The sequence below is a fragment of the Pseudoalteromonas sp. 120-MNA-CIBAN-0494 genome (assembly GCF_040308885.1).
Taxonomy (GTDB): domain Bacteria; phylum Pseudomonadota; class Gammaproteobacteria; order Enterobacterales; family Alteromonadaceae; genus Pseudoalteromonas; species Pseudoalteromonas nigrifaciens.
The window spans coordinates 1-19,198 of record NZ_JBEOOE010000019.1 but is presented as its reverse complement, the minus strand read 5'-3'; the positions used below and the strand labels follow the sequence as shown (position 1 = coordinate 19,198).

Genomic DNA, 19,198 nt, shown 5'->3' with positions numbered 1-19,198 from the left:
ATTAAATGCTATAGGTGTGACATGCGCTTGTTTGGCGTTCACCAATTAAACGCAGAGCCATTACCTGTGTGTGCTTTATGCAATCCCGCGTTCAATCATCATTTCATTAAACGCAAAGCCATCTTGCCTTGACGCATTGGCAACATAGGGTGCGTATACGTCAAACAATAAACGTGTATCGCTGTGGCCCAGCATGTGCGAAATGTAAAGTGGATTTTCATGCGCTGCGATATGCAGTACAGCAGCGGTATGGCGTGTTTCGTAGGGGCGGCGACGTGCAAGGCCCGCTTTATTCAATGTGGGGTACCACAGTTGAGTGCTTACAAAGTGGGTATCAAGCGGTTTGCCTTTGTGAGTAAACACAAATTCACTGGTTGTTTGTTTTTGTAAGCGTTTAAATAGCGAAAAGAGTGTATTACACATTTTTAAGTCGCGGCGCGACTTAGGTGTTTTTACATCCCCCAATTCACCATTAACCCAATTGTGGCGAATACGAATAAGGCGATGATTAAAGTCGATATCTTCCCAGCGCAGGCCGTGTATTTCACAGCTACGCATACCGGTCCAAAAACGCACGGTAAAATAATCACGCCATTGTGTAGGAGTACATTCTAAAAAGCGTTGTACTTCATCTGCGGTTAGTGGCAGTGAATTAGCGCGTTCTTCTTTTAGGGGTTTATAGCGGCGTAATGGGTAAGTAAAGTCATGCTCTTCGGCGGCTAAACTTAAAATAGCCACAAACGGCCATAAAATACCGTTAATGCGTTTATTAGAAAGTTTACGGGCTCCTTGGATATCGCATATCATTAAGCTTTCGCGAAAATAGTCGATATTAGCCAACTTGATCTCATTAACTAATATATTGCCAAACTCAGGAATAAGGTAACGGTCGAGGGTATTACGCACCACGCTTTGATAGCTGCTTTTCCATTTTGCTTTTTGACGATCGAACCATTCATTCGCGTAATCGTTAAAAAATGGATAAAGACGATCAGGGTGTTTTTCGCGCTGCAAGGCTTCAAACTTAGCGACTTTTTTACTCTCAGGAAAATAATCACGGTATTGAAAAGTTTCTAAGTCAATTTCAGCATTGATTTTTTTAAGCGTTGCATTGGCTTTTTTAAGGTTTACAGGTGTCGCCATGAGCTTAGTGCCTTCACGAAAGCGCTGCCCATAAATGTGTAAGTCAAATTGAATACGCCCATTGGGGCGAATGCGAATGTGAGCCATAATGGCCTCCATCAGTTAATGGATCTATAAATAGATCTATCCCTCACCGATGGAATTCGTTAGAATTGGTTCATCGGCTGGATTCGGTTAAACGTCGAGCAGCCGGTACGGGGTAGGGAGGTTGCCGCCTCTTTACCCCAACTGCTTATAAGATACTAACTCGCAATAATATGTAATCAATCTGAAGTATTAAACCTGACGCTAACAGCGTTAAAAATTTCTGATTTAGAACCACTAAATAACGAAATTATTGTCTTGTTTTCGACCCGGTTTTCTTGCTTCAAAATAGCTTACTTGATTAAGCGACTTGGTATTGTTCCCAATCGTGCTATGCCGTAATGCGGTTACGCTTTAGGCATTAAATTCACAATTGTTCAAAATTTCACTTATTAATATAGCAAGTGCTGTCTATTTGTCCAGTATTTTGTTGTTTTTTAATATTCCTCCTTTTTATCCTTTATCCACTCGGGATCAAACATCAAGCTCCCCTTGTGCTCCTTGCGGTTTGTGTTGATTTTTATCTGTATCGGATGGTTGCTCAAGTTGTGATGGCTTATAATCTTTGTGTAACGCTAAAATTTCTTTCAGCCGACAGTCATCTCTTTCAACAGAGAGTACACTGAGTGGCACAGTACTTTTTGAACATTTAAAAATCTCTAGAAGTAGTTGTCCAACCCGGTTTTCAGTGACCTGAAAGAACATTTCTTCTATTTCTTTTGCACTTTTAAGTTTTAGATCTTTAAAGTCTTTTACTGTAAAGCGAAATACGTACTCCTTTGCTTTTTCAATCTTATCAATACTAAAAATAGTTAAAGGTCGTGTGAAATTCTCTCCTTCGTTATTTAGGTCCCCATCGTCACCTATATTGTTGATAGATACTAGGCTTTCACTAATGTATAAGTGTCCAGAATTTATTGATTTATAGGATTTTTTACAATTTAGCACTTCCATATTCAATGCGAAAAAGTCTATTTTTCCTTTAATAATGACATCTGCTAGCATTTTCTTTTTCTTTCTAAACTCCTCAATACCCGCTAACGGGCATGTGATAGATATATCAGAGCCTTGCAAAAGGAGATCATTACCTCGCTGTAAAAAGTGAATGCATCGGTCTGTGTTTCGGTCGAGCATCTGTTTTATGTCCTCTACCGCTAATTCATTTAATATTAAAGGGACTGTTAATTTAATGTTTTCATCTACTGTTACCTGTGACACATGACCGTTTATTTGAATAAAAATAGCTTTATTTACTGGGTCAAATTCAATAAAGTCAAAGCTGTCATATTTACTTGCTAAAAAAACAACCATTTCAAAAGTAGCCTTTGATATTGGATCCCCTTCAATTTTTTGATGCTCATCTAGGTATTTTAAATGAGTTTTTTGGCCCTCAGTGCATTTATAGCTTTTAAAGCCCGGGAGCTGTGGATGGTTTTTACTCGTTCTAATAGTATGATCAGTAACACCTAATTTAATGAGCCCCTTTTCTTGCGTAATAGATAAAACTGGGCTTTTTGAGAAATATAAAGGCAGCTGAATCAAAAATTCGGCATTGACGGAAAAAGAACAATTTTTGAGCTGCCCTGAGGTTTTGTTAAGGTTTAAGTTACATGTATACCAGTACGGTTCTTCCCCTGCTATAAGGGTTAGTTGTTTTGTCTTTTTATCAATGAAACCTGTCACATTTTTACATTTGTTCTTATTTTTTGAACTAGATATGGATTTAGTGAACCCTTGTAACTTATATATTTCTATGTCTGTAAAGTAAGCGTCCATGACGACCTCCCTAATGTTTAATTAATTTAATAAACTGTTCTACATATTCAAGTGTATGGATAGATATTTTGCTCTTTGGCTTTAGGTAAATAGTCAATGAACTTGGCCCTTTTTGCTGACGTAAAACGTTGATATGTTTGTATTCACTTTGCTTTGCATAATGCTTTTTAACCATTTTTAACGATCGCTTACTGTCTACTTTTCTATTTATGTGAAGCTCAAATTCACATCGCACCCATGCCCACTCTGTATGTCTAAATACAGTATTAAACGCAGACGCATTTTTGGTGGTACAGGCAATATTTAAACGTAATGCGTGTTTGCGTTTACACACTGTTATGTTGGGGAATGATTTATATGCTGTTAGATATTTATTATTGATAGGCTGAGAGCGGTGACGACACCCACATTCCCAAATGGCACTAATAGACTCAAAGTTAATTATTGCTTCTTCACCACTAGGATCAGGGTTTATTAGCTTATCAAAAAGAAAGTTAGTCAGTGTTAACTGGCTCTTTTCAAGTGTTCCCAACCACTTTTCTGCCAAGTATGTATTGCTTAGTGTGTCAGTTACATGCTCCTTTTGTGCGGCTTGGCTTAAATTATTTATCTGAAACACATGCACCCTTAGTGCGTGTTCAGTTACCGTTATTGATTGACGTTGTTTTTCAGCAAGTGTTTGCTGATCATAATCAGGGATAATATGGCTTAGTAGTCTAGATAAATCATTAGATGACGCACTTAGCCCCATCAGGTAGCGTAACGCAGAGTGTGAAAACTGCTTGTGAGTATGAGGATTATGATATTTACTTATTATTGGTAAAAGCCAATCGATATCATGTAGGTAAGACCACCGTGTAGTTGCATAAAAAATATGGCCAATTTGTTTTCCCATATTATCTAAAAAAGCAGCACTATTAACCTCAATTGCCTCTCTGCCTTTGAACCAATAATCTAATCGAACGGCCACTGATTTTTCTGATAGCACTTCCTGCTCAAGAGGTGTTTCCCCGCGCACATTGTCGGGCGTATAGCTAACGCAATGTAACATTTGCAGCATAAATATATGCACACCGCTGTGACGTAAATGGTGAAAGTTAAAGTGAATACCAAATAATATTCGTAATGCCCTCGATACGGGTACTAAATAGGATATAGCGCGAGAGGATAGAGTCTCAAGATCATGACCTATAAGTGGTAAATCTTGATTACTATGTTTTTTAATATCAAGCAGGGTATAAAAAAAATAGCGGTATCGTGTGGGTATCGTTGTATAAACCATACGGGAGGAGCCACTTTTTGTTTTACCTTCACGGGTGTTGGTAATATTGAGTGTTAAAAGCCCCGTCTCACTTTTAAATTGAATATCTTTAATGCGTAATCTAAGTACTTCACCACGGCGCAACATAGCGTAAAAACCGAGCAAAGCAGCAACAATACAAAATAAAATGTGTAATGTGGGCTTTGTTGCTCCATTAACGATAAGTGCATTTATAAGCGAGTCACATTCATCTACGCATAAGCGGGCAGCGCTAACAGAAGGGGGAATTATTGGTGTGCTAAAATTAGATAAATCCAGAGCTTCGGTTTTCTCTTGCCAGCTTAAAAACGCTAAAAATTTATAAAAGGCTTTTTTTACTGCATCAGACTTAATTGAAACAAAAACAACCTGTGCCCACTCATTAATCGACTCCTCAATGAGTGCATCAGTTAAAGTCAGAGGAAAGGGGGTTAGTATCTTTGTGAGTGACGTATACGTTCTAATAGTTCCCTTTTCAAGCGCTGCTTTTTTAGGGCCGCCATTAATTATCCAATCTTTTGTGAAGTCAAACATCAAGCGTGGCAAAATATTATCAGTATCCCAAGGAGGGGGTTCTATTTCATTTACCTCATTTATGTCGACAGCTCTAAGTAACTTTCCATGTTGCCATGGGTTCTTAGGCCCATGCGTTGATAGTGACGTAAACAACGTCGTATCCTGATTATTCTTGTAAATATCAGCTAATTTTTGTTTGCAGACATCATCGTCAGTTATTAGCCCCACATGACGTTCAGGTTGAGCTAAATCTTTAATAAAAATAGGATTTATTTCATACTGGTTATACCAATGAATTTGAAATAGTCTCGACCATTGTGTTTTTGCTATGTGTTGAATGCCATTTTTATCCAGCCAGTCCTTAAGCTCTTTTACTAAAGACGCTGTTGTGGTTATCTTAGCTTGTTGTGCATAGTAATTATGCAGTAATTTTTGACTTAATAATGATAAAGAATAATGAGTAGGAAAATGGGGGATATCTGTATTTTTACACTGGTGTTTAACGCGCAGTCGAGGATAAGGACATTCATTAGTTATCGATTGGGGGTCATTTAAAATAGCTGATATATCGCCAAGCGATAAAGGCGCTATCTCAAAACCAATCATAATCACCATAAAAGCAGTGCTAAGCTTACGCTGCTCATAAAAAGTATTGAGGTCTATTTGATAGCGTGAGAACACACAATGTGATAGCCCAGCTTCGTTCGCTATACTTTCAAACCACTCATGATCTGCGTCAGTAAGTAAAGATTTAACAAGTTCAGAACCATCCTGAGACTCCGGCAACTGCCACTGGCATGCATAACGTAAATAATAAAGAATGTTTTGCAGAGCTCTAATGTAGTGTACTCGCTTACCTGTTGGCACAGTTGCTATTATTTTTTGTGCCTTCTTTATTTCTTTTTCTTTTAATGAACGCGTTTGCTGCTGCATTACCGGCCATTTAGTTAAAAGTTCAGCAATAACTTGTGTATCAGCACACGGCTGTGCCGTTTTATTTAGGTAGTTTTGAATATCTGTTGCATGTATCAATACGGGGTTAGACATAATGTAACTCCTTAACGCCGATATGTTGGTCTAGCCCGTTTAAGTAAGCTTTTAGAATGCCAATATTTTTTGGGAACATAATATCGCTACCTAAATGTTCCCCTGTATTTTCATGGCCCATTAGGCGGTCTACATCTTGAGCCGTAAGTGGTGTAAGACTAATAATTGTATGAGCACATTGAGCAAAATAGTGTCTGAGCTGATAAGGAACAACACCAGCCCAATGTTTGTTCATAAATACGCGTAACGCACGAGCACTTAATGGTGTTGGAGTCTCTGAGTTATCATAAATGTACCAAAGCTCAGGTAAATCATCATGTAAGCTTAGTTGGGAATGAAGTGATGCTTTTAGCTCAGTGTAATGCGTAATTTCTTTAAGCAGGTAATCACTTAAAATAACTTGCCTTAAGCGGCCTTTATCTTTGACAAATGTAATGTGCGTGAATGAAAAATAATGAGAGAGTAAGCTAATACTGTGGGTTGGCCTTACTCCTGTTAATACAATAAATAGCAATGCTATGCGAAAGCTGACTGCATTAAAGTAAGCTAACCACTGCGCACGTGAAGCTCTATTGTTTGGTTTTAGTTGTTTAACATAATTATCAATACGATTAAAAAAGTCAGTGACGTCTTTATCTTTAGGAACACGGCGACTACCGAGCATAATTGCAGGCACTGCAACATGATCACTCTTTCCTTTTGTTTTAATGATTTTATATTGACTCATACTCCCTTTATGTTTCAGATTTGGATCAATATTTTCGTAAGGCGTGTCTCTTAGGCGCTCAGTAATAAGGTTAACCGTTTTACTTTCGAGATGAACTTTGAAATACGAATGCAAATTCTCTTTTCGTATGAATTCAAATAAAAAGCCGATATATCTGTTATGGGCATCAAAAATTTTAAATCTCAGACGGTCGCTGCTGAACCGTTGATAGCATATAGCGCTAGTATGGTGTGCTTTAACTGATTTTACTAAATGCTTTCTTGGGATAGGGGTCAAGGTTTCGTCTGCCCGAGCACATAACGATATATAACGATAAAAGGTATTTTTTCTCGCCGGCTTAAAAGCTTTGAGTACTAGTGGCGTCTTCCAATGGCTATTTATTAATTTAAAAAGTCGCTGTTTAACGCGATCAGTTAAAAGGGGGATATTATATCTTAGATCACTGAAATAAGGTTGGAAAATACAATTCAAATAGCGCGGGATCGGTTGCCATACGTAATAAGTGTGTTGATTATCTTTTACCTCATGAGCGTACTCTACCCAACTATTATTACCTCGTGTAAAGGTACGAAAAGTGAATGGCTGACAATTAAACGTTCCTGATATACGAGTAAAATTTGGAATATCTTTGTAAGATTTAATACTAGCCCACTGCTGAGTGAGCCAAAGGAAAAGAGTAATAATAGTCATTACAAGACGATCTTTTTTGTTTTCTTTATTTAGCTTTATCATCAAGATAGTAAATGTTGTAGCATGCTCCATTGCATCTGGATAGCAGCCCCCCGCATTGTTTAAACGATTACTTCTCGCTATGTGTGTATACATACTCATATTGACTTTCCCATTACCGAAAAGTAGACGGTGAGGTATTAGCTAAGTTTGCCAATATCGTTTTTTTAGGAGCGTGTATACCGTGCGCTTTAAAGCAAGCATGTCGCTGTTGAATATTAGCGCCCAAGGCGTTCTTTAAATAAAGTGTTAGCGCACAGTTATATAGCAAGGTAACCCTTAATACGTGATCAACAGCATCTGCTGGGTAAATATATACTTTTAAAAAAAGCTTTTTACTTAAAGGGTGGGCTTTAAAGCGCTCCAGTACTCCGCTCGGTGCAAGTGTCAGGTAACAATCATCATTAGTATCAAGTGTCACTGGCAGTGGATGTAAATCTAATGACATTTGTATGACATCAATCGGTAACTCACTAATGCACTGGTTTACTTTTAAATTTACGACATCATTTTTAGTCAGCTCCCTTAATTGTGGGTGAGCTTGTAATTTTGCTTTGGCAAGCGGAATAGCTTTTTGTTTGTGTTTCATTATTTTCCCGTAAATTTAATCTAAACTGGCAACCTGTTTTAGGTTGCTTCTTTGTTATGCTCAAATTTGAAACTACACTTATAAGCACTTTTCTGAATCAAAAAACTGCATTTTGGTCATTTAAATGGACATTTTTTTTCAAAAGGTGCTTTTTTGTATTATTTAAAGTTAAATAAACCTTTTTTGTAATATAAAAAACAATGCTTAAATATTGTTTTTTGTTTTCTTACTGGTTTATTTGTATTACTCATTAATATATGGAAGAAGCTCTTAAAAAAAGGAGAAAGTGATTATTTCGACAAATAGTTCACAAGCATGCTCAAATAGCTCCCCCTTTTTTTACATTATTCAAAGTTAAAGAAACCTTTTCTGTACTTCATAAATTTACCTTTTCAATTTTTATTGATTGACGTGTTCACGTTTGAATCATGGTAAAACTATTCTCTTGCCGCTATGGCGATTAACTCCTGCTTTGTAGGCCTACTTATTTGAAGTACTGAAATAAACATCCATAAATGTTTAAATGACCAAATAGCTAAAATGTGAATAAGATAAATCGTAAAGGGATTTTTTGAATGGGTCTAAAATTAGAGCACCCCTTTTTGTACTCTCTAAATTTCGCATTTAAAAAAATCGCTTTTCTATTGAGTAATTTAATTACATTTCAATTGGTTAGTTTTTTATTGTTTTTTAATAAAAAACTGTTTTTTTTATTTTTTTAGAGTTAACGACACCGTTTCGCTTTTTTAAAAGCAGATTAGGTCTTTTTTATATGTAAACGCGGATCAATAAATCTATAAATGAGCCTTCTCAGTTATTAGTTAATGCAATAACCGAGAAGGCATTCACGGATCAATATGTCTACTATTTAAAAAACACGTCAGCTTTAGAAAACATCGCCATCATAGAAAGGCTGGCCATGGTAAATAGTGTTATCACCTGCGTAGATAGCATTTTGATCACTCATTGCTTTCACAGTATTAAAATTCAAATGGCAACTCTCTATTATTGGCCAACCCAGTTCATGGCTAACAATCATGAGCTGAACATCACTTTTCTCTTGAAGTTCAGTACGAATAACACCAAAAAAGTGCTTCATGTTAATACTGTCCGCGCAAGCCAATATGTGAACACTCTCAGATGCAAAAGCTGCTTTAAGGTATTCAATAAGTGGGGGATGGCTACTAACAATGTTTATCATAAAATGCGATGCATCACTGTTAGTGAGGCAATGTTCTATGGCTGTTTTTACACCTACTTTTTCTAATTCGATATTCATTTTAAAACTCGCTATTTGCTTAATTGAATATTCAAAATATCAAAGACAGATATCCTTTCAGAAAAAGTACTAGTTAGTTAAGCTGTTGTTTTAGAATTATTTTGTTTTTTATGAGTGAAAAAAGCTTTTTAAGGGATAAGGTAACAAAGTAAAAAATTCCAGCAGAAAAAGACCGTGTCACATTGACTATTACTCTTAAAATAAGCTGTATGAGCTAGGTACCTGGATGCAGGAGAGGAGCTCTCGCAGGCATAAAAAACGGTGATTTTGTAGTTTAATAGGCTGGTTTAATGTTACAACTGAAGAGCAAGGTAGCTCTATTAATGATAATTTTTTTCTAAAGTACGTCGGAACTAGAGCTAAGTAGGTTGACATTGTGGTGATGAATAGCTGTCACTATAATTAATGATAGCTCTATAAATTGAGGTAAGTTACAGATGAGAACAACTAACCAAAATAGGGGGCAAAACCCAGACTTTATCGCTGTTGTTACATGTGGGAAGTTAACCATTCGCTCAAACCCGCTTGCGGAAATTGAAATAGCGCAAACCGGTCTTACAACAGCAGGTCTTCGTGCATTTGCTAACTTGATGGGCTGGAATATGAGTGATATTGCAAAAGCAACAGGGACAACCGAGCGGACGTTAATTCGCAATAAAGAAAAGCCATTAAATAAACAGATCAGTGAACATGCATTAGAGATAGCTAGACTATCTGGGGTCGGGGTGGCTTATTTTGGTGATGTTAAACGCTGGAGCCAGTGGCTAGATACGCCTCATATGCAGTTTGATAATCACCCTCCGCGCGCGATGATAAATACAATTCGCGGCCGTGAATTGATACACCGCATCATTACCGGACTGCAATATGGGTTTACAGCGTAATAGTGGTAAATTAAGCCCGATCACGCAATGCAGAGATACAGCTTGCCAGAATTACAAATCTTAAAGACATTTTAAATGTCAGTGAAATTGTACCCATTAGTGCATGGCTATTCTGCGCTGAAAAAGTGCTGTCACCAAGGTAATAATACACAATTAAGTTGATTAAGCTCATACCAAATAAATTATCAATTGTGCGTGACGAATTCATTGAAGAAGACGCGACGCCTAGTTCACTTTTATCTACTGCGCCCATGATGGCATTGTTGTTTGGGGTCGAAAATAAACTAAACTCAATACCTAATAATAACAGTGAGCCGCTAATGTAAGTTGTGTTTGAGCTAACCGATAGTTGGGATAGCAAAAAAAGCCAAGTATCACAATGATAGAGCCAGAAGTGGCAAGTATGCATGGCTTATTTTATCAGCAAATTTACCGGCCAGTGGCGCCATGATGGCCATTGACACTGGGTTACACAAAATATGTCACAGGCTTGGGTCTTCTTTATTCATTAACTGCTCAAGTAATTTTAAATTTGATAAAAACCACTCGCCTATAGGTGTTCTATTGTCTGATTTTTTTTTCAGTATATCTTTAACTTTACTCCATGAGACTTCTTCACCTGAGATCACATGCCTTTGTAGTTTTGATGGGAACAGACGATATGCAATATTTATTTGTCATTGTGTTTGCCACTCATTTTCAGTTACATAAGCGTTTTCAGGGATATAATTCACAAGTATATTCAGATCCTTAATGTGATTATTTGTTTTACCAAATAAAATTAATTCGATGAATGCGGTATTTTTCAAATGGGCTAAAGCATCACTCGCTTTTTTACCTAATATTTTTCGCAATTCAGTAGGGGATAAAAAAACAAGCGTATTAAGCTTATTGGTTATTGCTATCAAATCGCCTCCTTGAATTATTTCGGCATATTGCTTCAGCTCTATTTTTCTGCTCTTTTGCTTAATTGCATCTGTATCGCCGGTAAAGTCATCCCATGTTGTAAATTCGCCATATCCTCCAGATATATGATTACCAGGATTAGCACGTACTTTTAATAATTCAAAATCAGGATCGTTTTTGTTTAAACTTTTTTTAACCTTAGCGCGTCTGCGTGTGAAATCTGTTTTCCCCTTTACATCTAAATTGTTGACTATCTGTTTTGCTTTAAAGTAACTTACTAGCAGTGGTTCGCCCCATAGTTGTTTCCAGCATTTAAGTTCAGGGTAACTATTGACAGGGCTTGCCATAAAACCATCAGGCAACAACCCATTAGTATGAGCTGCCATATAAGCTTCTTTATTATGAAGTTCTTTTCTTGCACTAACGTATTCAATAATATTATCAAGAGGAGGGGTTTCAAAAAACCGAGAGTTCGGGACTCGTTTAAATTCAATAGCCAATGCCTTTTCTAGCTTGGTTTGGAGTTGAGGTTTTTTTCGTATCGCTTTGGCTAGATGATTGTCAAATTGCGTAAAATAATGAAAGTTATTTAATTTGGCATAACTTATCAACTCTTCAACGTCTAATATCTTTAATTTAAAGAGTAACTTTTCAACATCAGTAAATAAACTAGGGGAGATACATTCAATATTTTTAATGTTTAATGATTTTAATATCTTCTTAATTTCTATTAAATAAGCTTCTAAACCATCATTTCTGAGTATTCTAGCTTCAACATTTATAAAAATATCATATGCGGACTCAGCGCACGCCTTAATCTTTAATTCTTTTTTAGCTCTTCTACGAAGGTACTTTTGAACAAACTTATCTGACAACTCAGCAACGGATAAAAGATCTTTTCGTAACATCCATAGTTCAACCATAACAACTTTACCATTAAGCATAATGGAAAAATCAGCTTTGCTCTTATAGGATTCATTTTTGAACCAAAATGGCCATTCTGGGTGAACTTTATAATCCAGCCGTAATTCATCAAGCACCTTCGCGAAGACAAGTTCAGCATAGCTTTCACATTGAATTACAGCATGTGTATGCGATTCAAAAATGAGACGTGTTGAAAAAAACTCTTTTGTTAACTGAGCCATGTAGCCTTGTTTATAGCAAAGCATCTGAGTGTGCGGGTCCAACCTTTTCCATTCTGATTTGTTGAAAAACTTTTTCTTTTTAAGGTATGCGCGCCAATCATCTAAAGTATACTGCTGTAATTCTGGACGCAATCGCCGTGCACCAAGGTGTTCATTAATGAGATCTATAAGTGTTAAACCGTCCTCATTTTTTCTTCGTAACATTTCTAGGTAATGAACAGTGTCGTTACCGTGCTTGTAAACCTTTCCTTTACCTCTGTTTTTTAGCGCTAATTTTAAAAGACCAAAACTGCTCATGTTTTCATAATAGGTATGCTTTGTTCTGCTTTTAGCAAAGGCTTTACGGTGAGTTGGGCACATCACTCCATATAAATCATGGCCCACTAATTTTTTTCTCCAACGATTGAAAATGGTTGTCACTCTAGAATACGAAATTTCGAAAATACAGCCGCACTGATTACCATCAAGCATAGCTTCACATTTAAACCTTTGCTTTTTAGTCGCGCCTTTCCAACTTGATATCGGTTTAGCTTTATACTTTTCGTAGAATAGGTAAGCTTCAGTTCTTTTATCCATAGCAATTGACGCCTCTCACAACCGTGATGTAGCACTATTTACGTAACGCTGCAGTACTAATAATTTAGTTGCTCTTTCTCATTTTTAGCAAGAATAAAATTAAATTATCTTTTAAGGGGCGCTTTTAACGTAAGCGCACTGCTTAAATGCGCGCTTACATTAAAAACCATTTTACTAGTGTGATAGCATTGCAAAAAATAACATGTTTAAGTAGTCTGTTAGTTCATCATAGAATAAACAAGGAAAATTCAATGAATAGCGCATACTCTCAATCAAAAGCACAGGCTTTTAAGACAAATTCAAGAGCAGATATTAACACTGTTATTAATGAATCAAGCTTTGTCGAACAATCGACAGTTGACTCCATAATGTCAAGAATTGATACAATAGACTTCACTCCTCATGGCTATAAGCTAGAAAAAGAGTACGGATGGTCTGTTAGCAAAATTAACTATACAATTAAACTTTACAAAGAGTGGTTAGCCCTTCAAGCATTGTATGAAAACTTGTCTTTTGCTCCTAGTGAATTGGTAGATGAGTTTTGGCATATTCACATATTAGATACGAGAAAGTATATGAATGACTGCAACCTGATCAAAGGTGAGTTTATTCATCACTATCCATATTTTGGCCTAACTGAGCAAGAAAATGAATCAGTTCTTGAATCAGGCTTTACCTTAACCAAAAAATTATACCTTCATCACTTTAATCACTGTGAACTAGGCTTTGAGGGGAACTTAGCGGCTTCATGTGGTTGTCGTTCTGGCAATGGAAGTAGCTGTAGATAAATGACGATATTAAAAATATCAGATGAATTTCAGGCGGAGTTAAAAGCTCTCCTGAAATCATCACAATCTCCCAAAGAAACAATAGATATACTCAGTAAAAGCACTCAATTTTCAAATTTATTAACTTCTTTAGAAAAAATCTTAAAAGAAGATAAATTTGTTCAATTTAGAGGCGGGGAGTTAAGCAATTATAATTTCTTCTTTACTGCTTTAGTCAGTTGTTTTGGAGAGTATTATGGTATAATAGAGCACACTGGGATCAAAATTGAATGTGATTATACAGGATGCTCTAGAAATCAATTAGTTTTGCACAATGACGATGCCATTGACATTGAACGACAACCACAAGTTGGTTTCATCCAAGTCATAAAGGAAGATCCAGTTTTGAGGGTTCACAACGGAATAGTTCTTATCAGGGAGCTGATTCGAGAGCTTAAGTTTAAAGATCCCGAACTGCTAAATTCACTACTAACAACTCCTGTTCCTATGTGCTCTTACGGAGTTAATTATGATGGTGAGAACAAGAAGAGATTGGTGATTAAAGAACCTATTTTATCTAAAGATAAAAGTGGTTATAAAGTAAGATTCGATTTTGAGAGAATTAACTTTTATTACAAAGATAAAAACGAAAAGCAACCTTATGAAGAAAGCAAAATGATTTTTGACTTCTTACAATATGCTAACAGCATAAAAAAAGCTCTTTTCTTAGAAGTTGGCGATATTTTAATACAAAACAATAAAGAAACTCTGCATGATAGAGATGAGTGTTCGATTGAACTAGGGACAAATGGGAAACTGAATAGTAGAGAAATACTAGTAAGTTTCGCTCGATAAGATATGGAAACTTTCAACATACCTAAATATATTAAGAATGATAAAAGCTTCCCGTTCTATTATTCAATGCTCATCGAAGCGAAAAAGCTTATTGATTTCCATAAAGTAAATAATATATTAGATTTCGGTTGTGGCAACGGGAAATTCTTGCATCTACTAAATCAATTTAAACCAGATTTAAATCTTACTGGTATTGAGATTGACGAAGATTTGTTGCAACTTTGCACTAATGAAGCCGAAGAAAATATGCTTTTTGAAAAAGCTGTAGATTTAGATGTAAAATGTTCGGAAAGCTTCGACCTAATTTTTTCTCAAGAAGTCGTTTACACAATACCTAACCTATTAGAGCACGCGAAAACCACTTTTTCTTTATTAAGAGGTGGGGGGTATTATATATTCACTATGGGATGCCATGTAAATAACCCAACATGGAAAAAAAGAAAGGAGGCCGTTCTATCTGAAGAGTCTTATCCTGCACATGACTATTCTGCCGAAGATATAGCATCTGTTTTTTTTAGAGCAGGTTATAGAATTGCAGTTAAAAGGCTACCTGTACACTACCCTTTGAAATATGTACCGAATGAAAAAGGTGAGTTTAAAAGCATTAATGAGCTGTTAACTTCTACCGAGGAGCATAAATTACTTTTTGTGATGCTAAAACCTAGAAAATAGAATAAGGATGTCGCTTTGAAAGACTTAACTATAGTTAATGCCTATGAAAATAATCTAAAAAACATCAGTGTAAGTATTAAAAATAATAGCATCACTGTTATAAATGGAATTAATGGTTCTGGTAAGTCAACTTTGGTCAAGTCAGTTATATTTGGAGAATACTTACGTCAAGAAAGGCTTCAAAATAAAAATACGGATTATGACCTTTTAGTTAGACCTAAATTCGATTCAATCGTTAACCCATACAAGACGATTTACATAAGCCAGAAGTCACCAAAGCAAACAGAGAAATCGAATGTATCAACGGTCTCTGGTGTTAATAAATTATTGAAGAAGCAATTAGTTAGCAACGGAGAGATATGGTGCAATAAGTGTTCTGCTAAAGTAAATGAAGTCGCATCAGAAGAAATCATCAAAGCATTATTAAGAAAACACCCTGATGCAGAACTTAGGTATAACCTAATAACTCATGAATATCCAAATGAAGTACATTTACGAGAAAAACTTAAAACGTTAAAATCAAATAGCATTCTAATTGCTGGGCAAAGAGTTCTTAGGGATGCGAATTACATCCAAAAACTCAATGTTGATAAAAAACTCACGATAGAATGCATAATTAATTTTGAGAGCTTTAACTTTAGCGTTATAACTGACTTTAAAAAGTTGAAGTTTTACTCCAAAGGGGAATTGATATATGATTTTTCTAAACAGACATTCTGTGCCTGCCTTAAAGAGTATTACACTAAGCGACCACCATTATTTAGCACATCAACTTTAGGCGACTTTAATGGTTCTTGTCCCAAGTGTGAGGGAAGAGGATATGTTACCAAAGTAGATTTCGACTCTTTGATAAATGAAAAACCGCTTGACTCAACGTTTTTGAACCTGCCACACAATGGAACTGCATATAAATATTGTTATATCCAAGACTCAGACATTCGAAAAATAGTTAAATCATTTAGCTCTTCTCTTCACATTCCCTTCGCCAAATTAGAGAGGCCGCTGCAAGAAGAGGTTAAGCGCTACATAGAACCCAAGCTCCTCAGTAAAGCCACAAATAGCAATATCTCAAATTACATTAAGAAAGGAGTATGCGATTGTTGTGAAGGTACAGGTTTTAATTATCAGTCACGAGCGGTAACTTATAAAGGACTTAGCATAGCAGACATGCTATCTATGGATATTGATACGCTATCAAATACCCTTAAACTCGATCAACTTGAAATCATCAACGAAAAGTTTAAGTTACTAGGTCTTCCGAAGTTTGAACTAAGTAGGTGTTCAACAACGTTAAGCGGTGGAGAACTGCAAAGACTTAAACTTATTAAGTATTTGGCTGATGAAATTGAAGGCTCGCTAATTATAATTGATGAACCTTCAAAAGGACTTAGTGTTCAAGATATATCAAACTTATTTATTGTCTTAAGAGACTTGTCACAAAAGAACACTGTTTTGTTGGTTGATCACTCAGAGTATGTAATTAAAAACTCAGATTATAGCCTTACCTTAGGCCCATATAGTGGTGTTAATGGTGGCTATATCAGTGAAAGTTTACCTTCCTTCATAAACTTTCCTGAGCCTAAGAAACTAAGCAGTAATGAAATATGTACATTTGAAGGGATTAACTATAACTTTGTAAAGGACCAAAATGTAAATATATTGCTAAACGGATTAAATGCAATTTTTGGTATATCTGGTAGCGGAAAAAGTAGTTTGGCGAAAGGTCTTTTTGATATTGTTCAGACTGAAAATAAACATTTTCAACATAAAGCCTTACTTGAACAAACCGAAATCAGTGGAAATATTCGCTCTACCGTAGCATCTTACCTAAAGATTTCTGAGCCTCTTAGGGTTATTTTTGCCAGTCAGCCTATTTCTCGCTCGTTTTGTTTGAATAAGGAACACTTTTCTTCAAATACTGAAGCTGGAATGTGTAAAGTTTGTAATGGAACAGGTTTCGTTGACTCAGGGCGGTGCCAATCATGCCTTGGCACTAAGTTAATACCTCTATCCAACTATGTTTATTTTGGAAATTACACTTTAAATGAATACCTGTCAATGACAGTTGTAGAGTTAAAGAATAGTCAAATTTATGTTGAGTTTGAAGAAGTAATTGAGCTGTTAATTAGTTTAGGCTTAGGCCACCTATCTTTGGGAAGAACTACTTCTACTTTAAGTGGAGGTGAATCTCAAAGGTTAAAAATGGCTAAATATTTAATTGAAATGGCTACTGTTATTAATTCTGAAAATGTTCATGTCTTAATGCTGTTGGATGAACCCATGAGGGGGTTAAGCGACCAAGATTCGTTACACATTTTCTCCAAGCTTAAATCACTAACTCATCTTAATAACACTATTTTAATTATTGAGCACAATCCCAAAGTAGTTATGAGCTGCGACTATTTGATTGAGGTAGGCCCAAAAGCTGGTGAATTAGGTGGTAAAGTTATTTTTAACGATTACAGCACAATATATCATCTAGATGTTTCGAGTGCTCTCAGGTTTAATACTGTAACTTCACTAAAAAATTTGGATGTTGAGACGTTTCATTTTAATGAAGAAGATGTAGCATTTCTAGCACAAAAAGAGTTCAATGAGAGCTTTCGAGTAAAAGATATTGTAAATACCAAAATATTTTATGATAAGCAGAGCCTCATTGAAGCTATTAACTTGGAAGTAGATAGCACATATTACTTCAATCCACTTTACCCTCTGTTGTTAAACTCTTCTTCTGTACCGTATAGCGAGCTTAAATCTATTACAACTAATCTGGTTAAATTAGGATTTGAAAGTTGTTTAGTAGATGAGGTCGATGTACCTTTGAGAGAGCTCCCCCAAGCATCGTCTCCTAAAAACTTCTGGGATATATTGATCCCAACTAAAAGCTTAGAATTAGCTTTTGAGCTTGGAGCTGGAGTTATTATTCTCAGGCAAAATGGAGACTTTAATTACTATTCTTTAAGAGTTATTGACAATAAAAACCACGTAATAGGTTCAAGGTTAGACAAATTAGATGATGACTTTTTTAATCTATATTTTCACAAATGCCCACAGTGCTCTGGAAGTGGTAAATTAGAAATAATTCAAAATTTAGAACTCGACACAACAAAGGCATATACTGACCTCTCGTGTTATCCCATATTCTTGCAAAAAGATATGGAAAAATTATTTTTTCGACTAAAAGAAGCGCTAAACAAGCTCTCATCGGAGAAAATATTTGATTCAAATATGTCGATTTGCGAGCTATCAAAAGATGACCATAGAAAAATCTTATTTGGAGTGTCCGGGTTATCTTTTTTGAAAAATAGTGGTCGGAAAAATGCAAAGGAAGATATGATCGAATGGGAGGGGCTTTATCAATTTATTTTAAAGAGACTTTCAAAGTTTAGTGCTCAAAACCGTAAGTTTATCGAACATAATATTACTACCAGTACGTGCTATCAGTGCAACGGCTCAAAATATAAAATGGAGTTTAACTACTATATATGCAAAGGTAAGAACATTTGGGAGTAAAGAGTGAATGGAAGCATTTTTAATCATGGGTGCTCCCGGAGCCGGAAAATCAACCTATATATCTGAAAAATTGAATGGCTACTTTATTATCTCATGTGACAACATTAGAGAAGCAAAATATGGTTGCATGCGCTCATTTGAAATTAGACAAAAAGTTCTTCAAGATATTTTACTTTTAATTGAGTTTTGTATAAATCTAAAAATTAATTTTGTCATTGATACTACTTACTTCAATGGTGTCGAAAATCGTCAAAAACTTGTTGAATTAGGCTTTTCAAAATATATAAATGTAATTTTTATTGATACGTCATTAGACAAGTGTATTGTGAATAACCTGAAAAGAAAAAAAACAAGGGTTATTGATGAGAGGATGATGAGAATGTTACATGCTCGAATATCAATTCCAAATATATTCGATAATTTTCAGTCCATAAAGAGGATAGCAAGCTAGTCAAACCTATAGTGGACTTCCCAGCTTTCACTAAACTCATTTTAAACTCTCCCTGAAGGTGGTATTTCCGTAAGCGTCTGAGCAAATGCGTCTAGCCTTGATTAACATTCCAAGGTAACAGCGGCTCAAGGTTATCAGGTTGCTCAGCTAGGTGCTGTAAGGTGCATATTCTCTCCAGCTTTGATCACCCAATTGCATTAACTTTGATCGCTTATTCTCATTAAGCTTTGATCACTAAA

The 19,198-nt window shown here is 35.8% G+C and carries 14 protein-coding genes; 6 read left to right on the top strand and 8 right to left on the bottom strand.

What is annotated here, in order from left to right; translation table 11 throughout:
• Window positions 1-75: 75 nt before the first annotated feature.
• The 6 genes from AAEY55_RS12045 to AAEY55_RS12020 all read right to left on the bottom strand — a co-directional run bounded on the left by AAEY55_RS12045 (window position 76) and on the right by AAEY55_RS12020 (window position 9,190).
• Entirely contained in the window at window positions 76-1,230 is a 1,155-nt protein-coding gene (locus tag AAEY55_RS12045; protein ID WP_350551465.1) for an Arm DNA-binding domain-containing protein, read from the bottom strand.
• Between the two features lie 471 nt (window positions 1,231-1,701).
• Window positions 1,702-3,003, bottom strand: coding sequence for a hypothetical protein (locus tag AAEY55_RS12040; protein ID WP_350551463.1), 1,302 nt, complete (start codon window positions 3,001-3,003; stop codon window positions 1,702-1,704).
• Window positions 3,004-3,013: 10 nt separating this feature from the next.
• Complete coding sequence (locus AAEY55_RS12035) at window positions 3,014-5,866, bottom strand: site-specific integrase (RefSeq protein WP_350551460.1); 2,853 nt, start codon at window positions 5,864-5,866, stop codon at window positions 3,014-3,016.
• On the bottom strand, window positions 5,859-7,424 hold the full coding sequence (locus tag AAEY55_RS12030) for a hypothetical protein (RefSeq protein ID WP_350551457.1): 1,566 nt from the start codon (window positions 7,422-7,424) through the stop codon (window positions 5,859-5,861). Before AAEY55_RS12030 ends, AAEY55_RS12035 begins: the two co-directional genes overlap by 8 nt.
• Before the next feature lie 13 nt (window positions 7,425-7,437).
• Window positions 7,438-7,911, bottom strand: coding sequence for a hypothetical protein (locus tag AAEY55_RS12025; RefSeq protein WP_350551454.1), 474 nt, complete (start codon window positions 7,909-7,911; stop codon window positions 7,438-7,440).
• An 886-nt stretch (window positions 7,912-8,797) separates the two neighbouring features.
• Complete coding sequence (locus tag AAEY55_RS12020) at window positions 8,798-9,190, bottom strand: hypothetical protein (RefSeq protein WP_197108480.1); 393 nt, start codon at window positions 9,188-9,190, stop codon at window positions 8,798-8,800.
• Between the two features lie 437 nt (window positions 9,191-9,627).
• Here AAEY55_RS12020 and AAEY55_RS12015 point away from each other — a divergent pair, with 437 nt between their 5' ends.
• A complete protein-coding gene (locus tag AAEY55_RS12015) occupies window positions 9,628-10,074 on the top strand; it encodes an antitoxin Xre/MbcA/ParS toxin-binding domain-containing protein (protein WP_350551451.1) in 447 nt (148 codons plus the stop codon).
• Between the two features lie 10 nt (window positions 10,075-10,084).
• On the opposite strand, the gene AAEY55_RS12010 is transcribed toward AAEY55_RS12015, so the two are convergent.
• Window positions 10,085-10,435, bottom strand: a complete 351-nt coding sequence (locus AAEY55_RS12010; protein ID WP_350551448.1) for a hypothetical protein — start codon at window positions 10,433-10,435, stop codon at window positions 10,085-10,087.
• Between the two features lie 316 nt (window positions 10,436-10,751).
• A complete protein-coding gene (locus AAEY55_RS12005) occupies window positions 10,752-12,701 on the bottom strand; it encodes a hypothetical protein (RefSeq protein ID WP_350551445.1) in 1,950 nt (649 codons plus the stop codon).
• 251 nt (window positions 12,702-12,952) lie between these two features.
• Here AAEY55_RS12005 and AAEY55_RS12000 point away from each other — a divergent pair, with 251 nt between their 5' ends.
• Genes AAEY55_RS12000 through AAEY55_RS11980 form a run of 5 tightly spaced genes read left to right on the top strand, consistent with a single transcriptional unit; the run spans window position 12,953 to window position 18,959 of the window.
• Window positions 12,953-13,489, top strand: coding sequence for a hypothetical protein (locus AAEY55_RS12000; RefSeq protein WP_350551442.1), 537 nt, complete (start codon window positions 12,953-12,955; stop codon window positions 13,487-13,489).
• Window positions 13,490-14,323, top strand: a complete 834-nt coding sequence (locus AAEY55_RS11995) for a hypothetical protein (protein WP_350551439.1) — start codon at window positions 13,490-13,492, stop codon at window positions 14,321-14,323. It begins immediately after the preceding gene.
• A 3-nt stretch (window positions 14,324-14,326) separates the two neighbouring features.
• A complete protein-coding gene (locus AAEY55_RS11990; RefSeq protein ID WP_350551436.1) occupies window positions 14,327-14,995 on the top strand; it encodes a methyltransferase domain-containing protein in 669 nt (222 codons plus the stop codon).
• A 15-nt stretch (window positions 14,996-15,010) separates the two neighbouring features.
• Entirely contained in the window at window positions 15,011-18,508 is a 3,498-nt protein-coding gene (locus AAEY55_RS11985; RefSeq protein ID WP_350551433.1) for an ATP-binding cassette domain-containing protein, read from the top strand.
• 7 nt (window positions 18,509-18,515) lie between these two features.
• Window positions 18,516-18,959, top strand: a complete 444-nt coding sequence (locus AAEY55_RS11980) for an AAA family ATPase (RefSeq protein ID WP_350551430.1) — start codon at window positions 18,516-18,518, stop codon at window positions 18,957-18,959.
• Window positions 18,960-19,198: the final 239 nt, after the last annotated feature.

Coding starts and splice junctions, on each gene's coding strand:
- AAEY55_RS12045 (WP_350551465.1), bottom strand. CDS start 1,230: ATGGCTCACATTCGCATTCGCCCCAATGGGCGTATTCAATTTGACTTA.
- AAEY55_RS12040 (WP_350551463.1), bottom strand. CDS start 3,003: ATGGACGCTTACTTTACAGACATAGAAATATATAAGTTACAAGGGTTC.
- AAEY55_RS12035 (WP_350551460.1), bottom strand. CDS start 5,866: ATGTCTAACCCCGTATTGATACATGCAACAGATATTCAAAACTACCTA.
- AAEY55_RS12030 (WP_350551457.1), bottom strand. CDS start 7,424: ATGAGTATGTATACACACATAGCGAGAAGTAATCGTTTAAACAATGCG.
- AAEY55_RS12025 (WP_350551454.1), bottom strand. CDS start 7,911: ATGAAACACAAACAAAAAGCTATTCCGCTTGCCAAAGCAAAATTACAA.
- AAEY55_RS12020 (WP_197108480.1), bottom strand. CDS start 9,190: ATGAATATCGAATTAGAAAAAGTAGGTGTAAAAACAGCCATAGAACAT.
- AAEY55_RS12015 (WP_350551451.1), top strand. CDS start 9,628: ATGAGAACAACTAACCAAAATAGGGGGCAAAACCCAGACTTTATCGCT.
- AAEY55_RS12005 (WP_350551445.1), bottom strand. CDS start 12,701: ATGGATAAAAGAACTGAAGCTTACCTATTCTACGAAAAGTATAAAGCT.
- AAEY55_RS12000 (WP_350551442.1), top strand. CDS start 12,953: ATGAATAGCGCATACTCTCAATCAAAAGCACAGGCTTTTAAGACAAAT.
- AAEY55_RS11995 (WP_350551439.1), top strand. CDS start 13,490: ATGACGATATTAAAAATATCAGATGAATTTCAGGCGGAGTTAAAAGCT.
- AAEY55_RS11990 (WP_350551436.1), top strand. CDS start 14,327: ATGGAAACTTTCAACATACCTAAATATATTAAGAATGATAAAAGCTTC.
- AAEY55_RS11980 (WP_350551430.1), top strand. CDS start 18,516: ATGGAAGCATTTTTAATCATGGGTGCTCCCGGAGCCGGAAAATCAACC.